The sequence below is a fragment of the Acinetobacter sp. genome, assembly GCF_049284435.1.
Taxonomy (GTDB): domain Bacteria; phylum Pseudomonadota; class Gammaproteobacteria; order Pseudomonadales; family Moraxellaceae; genus Acinetobacter.
Genome location: NZ_JBAPXX010000104.1, coordinates 1 through 12832, shown reverse-complemented (window position 1 = coordinate 12832; position 12832 = coordinate 1). Strand labels below are relative to the sequence as shown.

At 44.6% G+C, this 12832-nt stretch carries 11 protein-coding genes, 1 rRNA gene and 1 pseudogene; 9 read left to right on the top strand and 4 right to left on the bottom strand.

Annotation, left to right across the window (positions count from 1 at the left end):
* The 5 genes from rrf to WAK81_RS09085 all read left to right on the top strand — a co-directional run.
* Window positions 1-75: ribosomal RNA gene (rrf, locus tag WAK81_RS09105) — 5S ribosomal RNA — on the top strand; the annotation flags it as partial.
* Between the two features lie 281 nt (window positions 76-356).
* Entirely contained in the window at window positions 357-1721 is a 1365-nt protein-coding gene (locus tag WAK81_RS09100; RefSeq protein WP_422196558.1) for an MFS transporter, read from the top strand.
* Window positions 1722-2080: 359 nt separating this feature from the next.
* Entirely contained in the window at window positions 2081-3430 is a 1350-nt protein-coding gene (locus tag WAK81_RS09095) for an aromatic acid/H+ symport family MFS transporter (protein WP_422196557.1), read from the top strand.
* A 110-nt stretch (window positions 3431-3540) separates the two neighbouring features.
* Window positions 3541-3939, top strand: a complete 399-nt coding sequence (locus WAK81_RS09090) for a hypothetical protein (RefSeq protein WP_422196556.1) — start codon at window positions 3541-3543, stop codon at window positions 3937-3939.
* Between the two features lie 151 nt (window positions 3940-4090).
* Window positions 4091-4414 (top strand): ankyrin repeat domain-containing protein, encoded by a 324-nt coding sequence (locus WAK81_RS09085; RefSeq protein ID WP_286380452.1) that lies wholly within the window; start codon window positions 4091-4093, stop codon window positions 4412-4414.
* Between the two features lie 49 nt (window positions 4415-4463).
* Here WAK81_RS09085 and WAK81_RS09080 read toward each other — a convergent pair whose 3' ends face one another.
* Complete coding sequence (locus WAK81_RS09080; RefSeq protein ID WP_422196555.1) at window positions 4464-5015, bottom strand: type 1 glutamine amidotransferase domain-containing protein; 552 nt, start codon at window positions 5013-5015, stop codon at window positions 4464-4466.
* A 367-nt stretch (window positions 5016-5382) separates the two neighbouring features.
* Window positions 5383-6072 (bottom strand): TIGR04219 family outer membrane beta-barrel protein, encoded by a 690-nt coding sequence (locus WAK81_RS09075; RefSeq protein WP_422196554.1) that lies wholly within the window; start codon window positions 6070-6072, stop codon window positions 5383-5385.
* A gap of 134 nt (window positions 6073-6206) precedes the next feature.
* Here WAK81_RS09075 and WAK81_RS09070 point away from each other — a divergent pair.
* The 4 genes and pseudogenes from WAK81_RS09070 (at window position 6207) to zupT (ending at window position 10739) form a co-directional block, all read left to right on the top strand.
* A pseudogene (locus WAK81_RS09070) lies at window positions 6207-7654 on the top strand (aldehyde dehydrogenase family protein).
* A gap of 591 nt (window positions 7655-8245) precedes the next feature.
* Complete coding sequence (locus WAK81_RS09065) at window positions 8246-9721, top strand: sodium-dependent transporter (RefSeq protein ID WP_422196553.1); 1476 nt, start codon at window positions 8246-8248, stop codon at window positions 9719-9721.
* A gap of 10 nt (window positions 9722-9731) precedes the next feature.
* Window positions 9732-9842: a methionine/alanine import family NSS transporter small subunit gene (locus tag WAK81_RS09060; protein WP_422196552.1), complete on the top strand. Its 111-nt coding sequence runs from the start codon at window positions 9732-9734 to the stop codon at window positions 9840-9842.
* An 87-nt stretch (window positions 9843-9929) separates the two neighbouring features.
* Window positions 9930-10739, top strand: a complete 810-nt coding sequence (gene zupT / locus WAK81_RS09055; protein WP_005108262.1) for a zinc transporter ZupT — start codon at window positions 9930-9932, stop codon at window positions 10737-10739.
* A 70-nt stretch (window positions 10740-10809) separates the two neighbouring features.
* On the opposite strand, the gene rsmB is transcribed toward zupT, so the two are convergent.
* Both rsmB and fmt read right to left on the bottom strand, forming a co-directional pair.
* Window positions 10810-12117 (bottom strand): 16S rRNA (cytosine(967)-C(5))-methyltransferase RsmB, encoded by a 1308-nt coding sequence (gene rsmB / locus WAK81_RS09050; protein ID WP_422196551.1) that lies wholly within the window; start codon window positions 12115-12117, stop codon window positions 10810-10812.
* Window positions 12114-12832 (bottom strand): methionyl-tRNA formyltransferase (gene fmt, locus WAK81_RS09045; RefSeq protein WP_422196550.1); only part of this gene is annotated, 719 nt, incomplete at its 5' end. The genes rsmB and fmt, both read right to left, overlap by 4 nt.

Sequence of the window (12832 nt, the reverse complement as noted above, 5' to 3'; positions counted from 1 at the left end):
CGAACTCAGAAGTGAAACCTCTTAGCGCTGATGGTAGTGTGGGATTACCCATGTGAGAGTAAGTCATCGCCAGCTCATTATTCGAAATACCCCCTTCAAACGAAGGGGGTGTTTTTTTATGCGCGGGTTTTAGTCAAATAACTGTTGGAATTGTTGAATATTGATTAAAAACTGGACTCACGGGTTTAGAATTTTAAGGAATAAGTAAGACTTTAGTCGGATATTGCATCAAAAGTAGCTGTGTTGAACTAAGTTGTTGCGAAGACATGGCGATAAGAATCATTAAAAATAATAAATAAGAGTTAGAATCATGTGTCGTGCTGAAAACAACGAAAAAAACTCACAGGAGGTGAGGCGTGACTATAAATACAGTAAATGTAAATGCTGTAGTGGATACTGCAAAGTTTAAACCTTTTCATTTAAAAGTCGTACTTTGGTGCGTATTTATCGTAATTTTTGACGGTTATGATTTGGCAATTAACGGTGTAGCTCTGCCACTACTGATGCAAGAATGGAATATGTCGGCAGTACAGGCCGGCATGTTAGCAAGTACGGCTTTAGCCGGCATGATGTTTGGTGCCATGCTGTTTGGCATGCTGGCCGATAAAATTGGCCGAAAAAATGTAATTCTGATTTGTGTGACTTTATTCAGTGGTTTTACCTTTTGGGGAGGTTTTGCCTCAAATCCAACTGAATTCGGGATCTTGCGTTTTATTGCAGGTCTTGGCATCGGTGGGGTATTACCCAATCTGGTCGCTTTAACTTCTGAATATGCCCCACAAAAAATGCGCAGTACTTTAGTGACTACCATGTTTAGTGGTTATGCAGTGGGCGGTATTATGGCGGCATTACTTGGTGCCTGGTTTACTCCAAGTTTTGGCTGGGAAATCATGTTCTATATCGCCGGTATTCCATTGTTGATCATTCCGATCTTATGGTTTTATTTGCCAGAATCTTTAACCTTTCTGGTTAAAAAACAGCAGAATGAAAAAGCCCGCAATATTGTGCAGCAGCTCAGTCCAGAGCAGAACCTGAATGCCAATACCCAATTTGTCCTGAATGAAGTGCAAACCTCAGAAGCTTCAATTGCGGCGCTCTTCAAGCAGGGCCGTAGCATGAGTACCTTATTGTTCTGGTCATGCTTCTTTATGTGCCTGTTGATGGTATATGCATTGGGTAGCTGGTTACCGAAACTGATGATGGCAGCAGGTTATTCACTGGGTAACAGTTTGATGTTCCTGATGGCCATGAATATTGGTGCGGTGATTGGTACGATTGGCGGTGGTATTCTGGCAGATCGTTTCCATTTGAAACCGGTGATTATCGGCATGTTCCTGCTCGGTGCAGTGTCATTGGTTGGCCTTGGCTTTAACTCACCACAACCTGTCATTTACTTGCTGGTGGCTTTAGCAGGTGCATCTGCGATTGGTAGTAGTATTCTACTCTACAGCTTTGTGGCACAGTATTATCCAATGTCGATTCGTTCGACCGGAATTGGCTGTGCATCTGCGGTAGGACGGATCGGCGCGATTGTAGGACCAATCTTTATTGGCTTCCTGTTAGGCATGGAATTACCGCACAAGTTTAACTTCATTGCGGTGGCGATTCCGGCGCTAATTGGTGCAATTGCGGTAGCGATGATTGTACGTAAAGACCTGAATGCAGAAAGAAATGCTGAATCATTGCTGGCTGAGCAGAAACTCAAGTCGATTAAAACCTGATGCATCGTGGTGGCTGAGATAGAGTACCCATGATGAATCTGCAAAAACCCCTTTAGCTAAAGGGGTTTTTGCTTATCTTTAGTATGAAATTAAATCAATATTCAATTGGTCAAAAGAATAAGCGGATTAAAAGAGCTTAAATATTGGGCGAATTAAAAAATAAATATCAATTATTCAAAAGTTTATATTAATAATAGTGTGACATATCACGCAAATAAATGCCATTTCCAAGAGCATAGCGGAATATCAATTAGTCTTATTGTGCCTTAAATCCCGCTTGCGTATATTGCCTGACATTGAAGATTGACTTCAGTCTTCAACAAGATGTTATGGACAAGTACTCATGGGAGATGAGAACGATGACAACGGAAAAAATAGATGTAAATTCTGTAGTCGATAATGCGAAATTCACGCCTTTCCACTTCAATGTAGTTGCTTGGTGTTTACTCATTATCTTATTTGATGGCTACGATCTCGCAATCAATGGTGTAGTTTTACCGTTATTGATGCAAGACTGGGGCTTAAGTGCAGTGCAGGCCGGAATGCTTGCAAGTACCGCACTGGCTGGCATGATGTTTGGTGCGATGATCTTTGGTTCCCTCGCGGACAAGATCGGTCGTAAGAAAGTGATCATGATCTGTATTGTATTATTTAGTGGTTTAACTTTTGCTGGCGGCTTTGCTTCAAATCCAACCGAATTCGGTATTTTACGTTTCCTTGCCGGTCTTGGTATTGGTGGCGTAATGCCAAACCTGGTGGCATTGACTTCGGAATATGCCCCACAAAAAATGCGTAGTACGCTGGTGACCACCATGTTTAGTGGTTATGCAGTCGGTGGCGTGATGGCAGCATTATTAGGCTCATGGTTCACGCCAAGTTTTGGTTGGCAAATCATGTTCTTTATCGCAGGTATTCCACTGTTTTTATTACCAGTGATCTGGAAATTCCTGCCTGAATCGCTCGCATTTATTGTGAAACAGAACAAGCAGCCAGAAGCTCGTCGCATTGTACGTCGCTTGGCGCCAAATCTGACTGTTACCGAGAATACAACTTTCACTTTGCCACAGGAAAATGTGCCTGAAGCAGCCAACGTGGTGAGTTTGTTCCGTCGTGGTCGTGCGGTCAATACTTTACTGTTCTGGGTCGCGTTCTTCACTTGTCTGTTAACCATGTATGCACTTAGCAGCTGGTTACCGAAGTTGATGATGGCAGCAGGCTACTCGATGGACAACAGCTTGATGTTCATGATGGTGATGAATGTTGGTGCGGTCGTGGGTATCGTCGGTGGTGGTATTCTTGCGGATCGTTTCCACTTGAAACCGGTACTGATGTTCCTGGGCATTATGGGTGCGATTGTGATGAGTCTGATGGGCTTCCAATCGAATACCTTCCTGCTTTATATCTTGGTATTCTTGGCCGGTGCAGCGTCAATTGGTTCACAAATGTTGCTATATAGCTATGTTGCGCAGTTCTACCCACTTGCAGTACGTTCGACAGGTATTGGCTGGTCTTCTGCGATTGGTCGTATGGGCGCGATTGTAGGGCCGATCTTGATTGGCGGCTTACTGGGGATGAACCTGCCTGCTTACTTTAACTTTATGGCAGTTGGTTTACCGGTCCTAATTACTGCAATTGCGGTTGCGTTGATCATGCATGACAATGAGTCTGAAAAGATTGATGCGAGTGAAGCAGTCGCAGCCAAAGCTTAAAGATTAAGTTAAAAAAAGAAGCCTCCAAAAAGGGGGCTTTTTTATTTTTAAAATCAAAATAATAGTATTTTATAAAGAGAATCAATTTTATAAAAAGAGATATAACTTTTATGAGAATATTAATTTTAGGTACAATATTTTTAGCAAATTCCTTTGTGTATGCTCAAAAAATAAATAGTTATGAATGTGTAATAGAAGAAATATCTAATAGTTATGATGTGAAAAATTTAGAGACTCATTACCTCGGTCAAACTTTCAATGTTGATCGTAGTACAGGAATCATAAGTGGGGCTTTGAAAAATGATTACGTTAATAAACCAATTATTATTGATCCAGGTTCCAAAGATAATAGTTTTAAAGTCATTAACTATTTAAAAATAGGGGAAGGATTAGGAAGAGGAAGCAATGTATATTCCCTTATTGTTGAGGAGTACCAAAGTAAACCTATCAAATCCTTTACTTATATGGACAATGCAATGGTATTTCGCGGTAATTGTAAAAATAAATAATGGATTTTGATTCTTCTCCAAGTAGTTCTCTCTTCAAACATTAAATACATAGTTTTACCCTATTTTCCTATACATATTCATAGCTATAGTTTTTTATTTAGTAGAGCGCGTTAGAATCAATTATAGATATTGAATAAATAGGATTACTCAGATGAACATCAACTCATTCTCCCCAATCCCTGAAGATGATGACGAACTGCATCTTCCTGAACTGGTGTACTGGGCATCTTTAGGCGACGTTGAGCAGGTCGAGCAGGCGCTACAGGAAGGTCTGGATGTCAACTCCGCCGATGAAGAAGGCTATAGCGCTTTACAGGCCGCCGCTGAAAATGATCATCTGGAAGTGGTGAAACTCTTGGTTAGCAAGGGCGCGGATATTGCGCATCGTAGTCCAAATACTGCTTTAGAACTGGCAGAAATGGCCGGCAATAAAGAGGTTGTGGCTTATCTGAAAAGTCTGGCCGGTGGTGTCTAAATATAAAAAAAGAACCTCTATATAGAGGTTCTTTTTTTATTGTATGAGCTTAAGCAGCATCGCCTTCAAGTTCTTTTAAGATGGCGTCATTAAAGGCCGCCAGATCACCCGGATTGCGTGAAGTAATCAGTACCCAGTCGCCGGTATTGCAGCGGTGAACCTGTTCATCGACCCATTTCCCGCCGGCATTTTCCAGATCCAGCTTGATGCTCTTATATGAAGTCAGATTCTTGTCTTTAATGCGCTGTGCGTCAATCAAAGTCCATGGCCCATGACAGATCGCGGCAATCGGTTTGTGATTGTCGGCAAAATGCTGAATGATCTTCTGGGCATCCTGATTGATTCTTAAGGTATCCGCATTGACTGTACCGCCGGGAATCACCAAAAGATCATAATCATTCAGGTCGACATGGGCGAAACTGGTATCTGGCGTATATTGGGTGGCAGCTTTGGTATCACCTTTGACAGTCGCGACATCTTCATTTTTTTCGGCAGCATGAATCACTTCAAAACCTTTGGACTTTAGAAAATTTAAAGGCTCAGTGAGTTCATCATGTTCAATGCCTTGATTGGATGTAATAAAGAGGACCTTTTTTACCATGATTGCTGTTCCCAAAAAATGTGAGGATTTTTAGCTTAACAACAAGGGGATTCTTACAATGTTGGAGTTTTAGCTCGGAACTGTTAAGCAATGATAAATAAAATAATAGGCAGAAAAAAAAAGCCCCGACATCCTGTCGGGGCTTTTTCGTATCTCGTGATTTAGGTATAACTCCTGTCGTACCTCACGTCCTGGTGTTGCAATGTTCTTATTGTTTTTAGGTCTTCGGAGCATCCTGCTCTCTATGTTTATAAAGTAATACACATCCCGGTGACGCACTAGCAGCAGATTGCGGTTATTACTGTACGCTTTGGCTTACATCAGCGCAGAGAAATTGAGCTGTGCAAGCTTAACCAGTTGTATGATATTAAAAATGTACATCTAAACCGATATAAGGACCTTTAAATTCCAGCTGTAAGTCTGGACGTTGATCCTGTTCAAAATCCACTTGCATGATGCGATAACCGATTTTGGCACCGACATCGACTAGCAGATTATCAATAAAATCATATTGCAATTCGGCTTGTACATCGGTCTTTCGCGTATCACTGCCGTGACTGTAAACCGCTTCTGCTTTGGCACTCATACCGGTAAATGGCAATTTAACCCCGGCTGTTGCATAGAGCAGTGGACTGTATTCATCCAGGTCGTATTGGGTGAAAGCGCCGGCAGTCAGGTTTTTTACCGTACCATCCAGATTGGTTAAACCTGCACCTATGTCAGCATGCACAATGGTATCTAGCAATTCGTAATACAGAATATAGTCAATATTGTTCAGCTCAATATCTGAGGCATTGACAGGAGAATTCTGTTCGCTGGTGCTGTCCAGATTGACGTATTTAATCTTGGCATTTGGCAATAACGGTACCGGATGTTCTACAGCGACAGACAGTTGTGCTGTACCTTGTCGATCCAGCTCATGCTTGAAATTGTTATCCTGGCTATAGCCGTCAAAATCCCAGTAACTGAGATCCGCTTTCACGCCGATCACATCTGCATGACTGAGCGTACTGAGTCCAAAACCGAAGAATAAGGTGGTGAGTATTTTTGCGCGCATGGCTCTATTCCCTAAAGCTTTATTAAAATTGGAGGTGTCTGGTTACTTAAAAACATCTTCTTAATATGGAGTAGCAAGTGCATGATATAGAGAATTTCAAAAATGTATATCCTTGGATTTTGCAGGACAATAAGATGGTAGCGAGAAGCACACAACAAGCGAAAGAGTATGCATTATATGTCGCCGGTCAGGCCGTTCAGACGGGTGAATGGCTAGAGGTCAAACATAAATATAACCACGAACTGTATGCCCGTGTCGCCTTGGCAGATGCCAACACACTGGAACGGGCGATTCAGTCTGCCGTAGATGCAGAAGCCGAAATGGCTGCCTTGGAGCCGTTCCAGAAACAGAAAATTCTGTTGCATTGCGTACGCCGTTTTCGTGAGATTCATGAAGAATTGACCGAAATTCTGATTGCAGAAGGGGCAAGCCGCGTAAAGCAGCCGAAGCCGAAGTTGAACGTCTGATTAATACTTTCCAGCTTGCCGCAGATGCTGTGACCCAAGTTGATCAGGGACGTATGCTGCCTTTGGCCGTGACTGCGGCAGCATCCGGCTATCAGGGTATTGTGAAACAGGTGCCAATTGGTGCGGTGTCTTTGATTAGTCCATTTAATTTTCCTTTAAACCTGACCGCGCATAAAATTGCTCCTGCGATTGCAGCTGGATGTCCTTTTGTGCTGAAACCGCCTAGTCTAACCCCGATTTCTGCCTTAAAAATTGCTGAAATTCTGGCGGAAACTGATTTACCGCAAGGTGCTTTTTCGGTCTTGCCCTGTCCACGAGAACTGGCCGATCTACTGGTCACCGATGAGCGTTTTAAATTACTCAGTTTTACCGGTTCCGATGCCGTGGGCTGGGATATGAAAGCGCGTGCCGGCCGTAAAAAAGTGGTTTTGGAGCTGGGTGGCAATGCTGCTGTCATGATTGAGCCGGATACCGAAATTAATGATGCCTTGATTAACCGTTTGATTGGTGGGGCGTATAACCATGCTGGACAGGTCTGTATCAGTGTGCAACGCATTCTGGTGCATCAGCAGATTTATGCTGAAGTGAAAGAAAAACTGCTGGCGAAACTGAAAACGATTAAAGCAGCCGATCCGAATTTAAGCACAACGCTGGTCGGCCCGATGATCAAGGAAGATGAAGCCAAACGCCTGAAAAAATGGCTGGATAAAGCCGTGAAAAAAGACGCAAAAATCCTGATTGGAGGTGAGCTAAATGGCGTGATGTTCACACCGACCTTGCTGGAAAATGTAGACCACAGTCTGGAAATTTATCGTGATGAAGCCTTTGGCCCGGTGGCAATCCTGGAAGCGTATGCTGATTTTGAATCCGGTATTGCCTGTATCAACCGCAGCCGTTTTGGCTTGCAGGCCGGGGTCTATACCCAGAATCTGAACAAGATGCTGTATGCCTGGGATCATCTGCATGTCGGCGGTGTCATCATCAATGATATTCTGTCTTTCCGGGTCGATAATATGCCTTATGGCGGGGTGAAAGATTCAGGTCTGGGCCGTGAAGGAATTCAGTCAGCCATTCGTGATATGCAGGAAGAGCGCATGCTGGTGATTAAAGCCTAGGTTCAGAATGTTTCATTGCTTCGATATCACAGGCGGCTTGTTTTAAATCTGCTTGCTTGTGATATCTGAGCCGGTTTTCAAGGAGGTTAAAGTTCCATGAGAGACTTTGATTTCCCATATCACGGCTTGGTCACGTGCCTTACTATAAGCCGTTTCATCATCAAATAATGATCTAAAAACAGATGCTGGATTGGAGTCTTGGAATACATTTTTTGAAACAGTGACCCTGTAGTAAAACTTAAGAAAGAATGCATTCCAAAAAGTTTGTCAATATATAACTTGTTTAATCTGGCCTATTTCGTAGAATTATTGAACGCTTAATTCGAATAGATTATAAATAACGAATATTTTAAGCAGAATTTACAGAAAAAATTTAAAAAAGTCAGTATTGTTGAATCATCTACAAGGTCAGTTTTTCGATCAGACTTTAAGCAAGATGTAAGGCCTGCTGACCTGTTTGTACATTAGAATTCGACGCCCACAAGGTGCCCTCTAATTCAAACACCCAAAATTATTGAAAATGCTTCTTTTTTTGCTTGCGCTATAACCATAACAAGCAGCATCTGAAGGGGTTAAAAGTTTAGGTGTTCTATGACAGAAACTCGTGAGAATTGGTCCGCACGATCAGGATTCATTATTGCAGCGATTGGTTCCGCCGTTGGCTTGGGGAATATCTGGCGTTTCCCTTATGTGGCCTATGAAAATGGCGGCGGGGCATTCCTGATCCCTTATCTGATTGCGATTTTCGCAGCAGGTTTACCTTTATTGTTTTTAGACTATGCGGTCGGACACAAGTTCCGCAAAGCGCCGCCTATGGCCTATAAAAAACTCATGAATGCCGAATCTCTGGGTTGGTGGCAAGTGATGGTGACCCTGATCATCGGGATTTACTATGCCAGCGTCTTGTCCTGGGCCGGCAGTTATATGTTCTATTCCTTTGGACAGCAGTGGGGCACAGATACCCAAGGCTTCTTCTTCAATACTTACCTGCAAAATGGTGAGGGTCTGACTCTCGGTTTTGTACCTGTGCTGTTCTTTGGTCTGGTGGTCGTTTGGGCAGCAGTCATGCTGATTCTTTACGGTGGAGTACGCCGAGGGGTGGAACTGGCGAATAAAATCTTTATGCCATTGCTGGTGATTTTATTCACGATCCTGGTGATTCAGGCAGTCCGTTTACCTGGTGCAGTCGATGGCTTAAATGCTTTCTTCACACCAAACTGGGAAGCGATGGCCAACTATAAAGTCTGGTTAGCGGCCTTTGGTCATATCTTCTTCTCATTGTCAGTGGGCTTCGGGATCATGTTGACCTATGCATCTTACCTGAAACGCAAAACTAACCTGACCGGTTCAGGGATTGTGGTGGCATTGGCCAACTCGTCTTTTGAAATCCTGGCGGGTATTGGTGTCTTTGCCGCGCTTGGTTTTATGGCGTTCAGCTCAGGTGCGAAAGTTGAAGATGTAGTGTCCGGTGGTATTGGTCTGGCCTTTATTGCGTTTCCGAAAATTATTTCCAGTTTAGGTGCAGGTGGTGACCTGTTCGGTTTCCTATTCTTTGGTTCATTGACGGTGGCGGGTATTACCTCCATGGTGAGCATCCTGCAAGTTCCGATTGCTGCGTTCCAGGACAAACTGGGCTGGTCAAAGAACAAGTCAGTAACGATTATTGCTGGTGGTTCAGCAGTGGTGTCGACCTTGATGTTCTCGACACATAGTGCCATTACCTTTGTCGATATCATCGACTACTTTGCCAATAACATCGGTATTGTCGGTGGTGGTCTGTTATCGATTATTCTGTTGTCCTGGTTCCGCCGTCCATTAATGAAACAGCTGGAAGGCCATGTGAACGAGTTTGCCAGCGTGAAACTGGGTGCCAGCTGGAAGTTCATGCTGACGGTGATCACGCCGTTGTCATTATTACTGGCATTGGGCCTGACCCTGAAATCGATCATGGCAGAAGGTTATGGTGGCTATGCTGCCAGTACCCTATGGATGGTAGGCGGAGGAGTCATGGCATTCTTTATTCTGGGTGCCATTCTGTTCAGCCTGATCAAAGACCGTCACAGCTAGGAGAGCGACTATGAATACATCTGCATTGATTATGATGACTTTCTCCATCGTTTTATTATGGGGTGGTCTGGTACTGGCTGTGATCCATCTGGCAAAAAATCCGGAAGAACCAGAAGACTAAAAATCTTCACATAAACCTACTGTTGCCATAAACGGAAGTCATTATCATCCTTGATGATAATGACTTTTTTAATGGCTGATCTTTGACATGATTTCCGTTTCAGATGGACAAGTCTATACAGCCTTTGCCGTGACTTTATTTGCCGGGCTGGCCACCGTGGTGGGTGGGGGACTGGTATTATTCTTAAAAAAACCCAATTTCCGCCTGCTGGCCTTTGGTCTGGCCTTTGCTGCCGGGGCCATGATCTATGTCTCTTTAACCGAAATTCTGAACAAATCGATTGCGTCCTTTAGTCTGGATTTTGATGAAAAAACCGGTTTTGCCTTTGGCACTTTTGCTTTTTTACTGGGCGTAGTTCTGGTGTTGTTGCTGGATCGCTTTGTGCCAAACCCACATGACACTATTGAGACCCATTCTGCCAAGGGCGTCAGTTCACCCCAATTACTGCGTACCGGCATGCTGACCCTGTTTGCGATTAGCGCACATAACCTGCCGGAAGGGCTGGCGACGTTTTTTGCCACGCTAGAAAGCCCTGCTTTGGGTGCGCCGTTGGCAGTCGCGATTGCGATTCATAATGTACCAGAAGGTGTGGCGATTGCCTTGCCGGTATATATGGCCACGGGCCGCAAAGATTATGCGCTTTGGGCCAGTCTGGTTTCTGGGCTGGCCGAACCATTGGGGGCAGCGCTCGGTTATTTTATTCTGGCACCTTATATGAGTGAAACCGTCTATGGTCTGATCTTTGGGGTGATTGGTGGCGTGATGGTCTATCTGGCGCTAGATGAATTATTGCCGACGGCAAAGCGCTATTCTGAAGGGCATGAAACAGTCTATGGACTGGTCAGCGGCATGGCTGCCCTAGCTTCTAGTCTGGTGATTTTTAAGTTTATTCAATAAGCCTGAGATCTACTAAAGCACAAGGCATAAAAAAGGCAGCTTGTGCTGCCTTTCATTTTAAACACATGACTTATGCAGTCTTTTCTATACGGCAATAGAAGAAACCGTCGCCTTGATCTGCTTTCGGCAACAACTGACGACCGTGAATCTGTTCGATGCCCCAATCGGCTTCGATCTTGATTTCTTTGGCATCGGCATGTTGAGCAAAGAACTCGACCATCTGCTGTTCATTTTCGGCTTTCAGAATTGAACAGGTGATGTACAGCAAAGTACCACCGACTTTCAGTTGCTGCCACATATTTTCCAGAATCTGCGTTTGCAGCTGTACCGTTTGCGGAATATCTGTGGAATGACGCAGTAAACGGATATCCGGATGACGACGGATGACCCCAATTGCAGAACACGGTGCATCCAGTACGATACAGTCCACCGGCTCCGGAGCTGTCCAAGTGATCGCATCAGCTGCGATAATTTCAACGTCGGCATATTCAGTTAATAGTAAACGTTCCAGATTTTCTGCCACACGGACTAAACGTTTGGCATCCTGGTCAATCGCATAGAGCTTTTTCGGACTATATTTTTCCAGAATGTGCGCGGTCTTACCACCCGGTGCGGCACAGGCATCTACGACCACTTTACCTTCAAGATCAGGAACTAAGGTCGCGCAAAGCTGGGCATGTTCATCCTGAACCGAGAAACCGCCAGCTTCATAGCCCGGCAGATTCGGAATATGGACATTTTGTTCCAGCACAATCCCGACTTCAGACAGGGTGCAGGCACGCGCTTCATAGCCTTCTTCTTCCAGAATTTCCAGATATTCATCACGACTGACCTGATTAATATTGACACGCAAGGTGAGCGGCGCAATCTGTTTCAAGTCATGTGACAGCTCGGCAAGCTGTTCTGGCCAGTCTTTCTTTAAACGCTTGAATAACCAGCTTGGCAGACCATGGGCCTGATTTAACGCCAGATCAAATTCTTCTGTTTCACGTGAAACACGACGCAACACGGCATTGACCAGACCACTTAAAGGCTCAAACCCCAGCTGTTTGGCTGCAGTCACGGTTTCTGAAATGGCGGCATGCGCCGGAATACGGGTACATAGAATCTGGTACAGGCCCAAATATAAGCAACTTTCTAGGGCCTGATTATCGAGGGGTTTGGTAAGCAAAGGCAAGGTAATGGCTTTCAGGCCATGCCACTGACGTAAACAGCCCAAGGTTAACTCGTGATATAAACCACGGTCACGTTCAGACACGATGTTGATATGTTGATTGAGTACTGAAGCAAGTGATTGACCGTTTTGTACAGCCAAGAGTGTTTTGACAACTTGCGCGCGCAAATTCAAGTTTTTAGCTGATGATTGAATTTGGCTCATGCGAATTTATATCCTACCGATAGTTTTTGAGTTTGATTAATTTGAACAGCATTCAGGGCTTTGCCACCTGGCCATTGCAGATTGGTGATGCAAATGGCGTTCTGATCACCACACATCACATGTACGCCGTCTTTATCCAGAGCAATTACTTCACCTGCCACCGCAGCGGTTGCCTGCTGGGTAGAAAGTAATGAATTCCAGATGCGTAAATTGTTGCTGTCATCCAGTGGGGTAAAGGCCACCGGCCAGGGATTAAAGGCGCGAATATTCCGGTCAATCTCTGCCGCAGGCTGGCTCCAGTCGATTTGTGCTTCAGCTTTCGACAGCTTATGCGCATAGACGGTCAAGGCTTCATCTTGCACTTCACGCTGCGCTAAATAGTGCTGCAACGTCTGTTCCGATTCTAAAACCTTTACTGTCGCTTCTGCGCCTTGTCGTGCCAGTTTATCGTGCAAGCTCGCAGAAGTATCTTCGGCGGTGATTGGACAGATGGTTTTATACATCATGTCACCGGTATCCAGACCGGCCGCCATTTTCATAATGGTCACACCCGTTTCGGCATCCCCGGTGGCAATGGCACGCTGAATCGGGGCTGCACCGCGCCAGCGTGGCAACAGCGAACCATGAATATTCAGGCAACCATATTTTGGCGTATCCAGAACCACTTGTGGCAGGATCAGGCCATAGGCCGCCACCACCATCACATCTGCATTTA

What these genes read in the sequence shown, in the direction of transcription:
- WAK81_RS09095 (WP_422196557.1), top strand. Translation starts at nt 2,081, where the DNA reads ATGACAACGGAAAAAATAGATGTAAATTCTGTAGTCGATAATGCGAAA.
- WAK81_RS09090 (WP_422196556.1), top strand. Translation starts at nt 3,541, where the DNA reads ATGAGAATATTAATTTTAGGTACAATATTTTTAGCAAATTCCTTTGTG.
- WAK81_RS09085 (WP_286380452.1), top strand. Translation starts at nt 4,091, where the DNA reads ATGAACATCAACTCATTCTCCCCAATCCCTGAAGATGATGACGAACTG.
- WAK81_RS09080 (WP_422196555.1), bottom strand. Translation starts at nt 5,015, where the DNA reads ATGGTAAAAAAGGTCCTCTTTATTACATCCAATCAAGGCATTGAACAT.
- WAK81_RS09075 (WP_422196554.1), bottom strand. Translation starts at nt 6,072, where the DNA reads ATGCGCGCAAAAATACTCACCACCTTATTCTTCGGTTTTGGACTCAGT.
- WAK81_RS09065 (WP_422196553.1), top strand. Translation starts at nt 8,246, where the DNA reads ATGACAGAAACTCGTGAGAATTGGTCCGCACGATCAGGATTCATTATT.
- WAK81_RS09060 (WP_422196552.1), top strand. Translation starts at nt 9,732, where the DNA reads ATGAATACATCTGCATTGATTATGATGACTTTCTCCATCGTTTTATTA.
- zupT (WP_005108262.1), top strand. Translation starts at nt 9,930, where the DNA reads ATGATTTCCGTTTCAGATGGACAAGTCTATACAGCCTTTGCCGTGACT.
- rsmB (WP_422196551.1), bottom strand. Translation starts at nt 12,117, where the DNA reads ATGAGCCAAATTCAATCATCAGCTAAAAACTTGAATTTGCGCGCGCAA.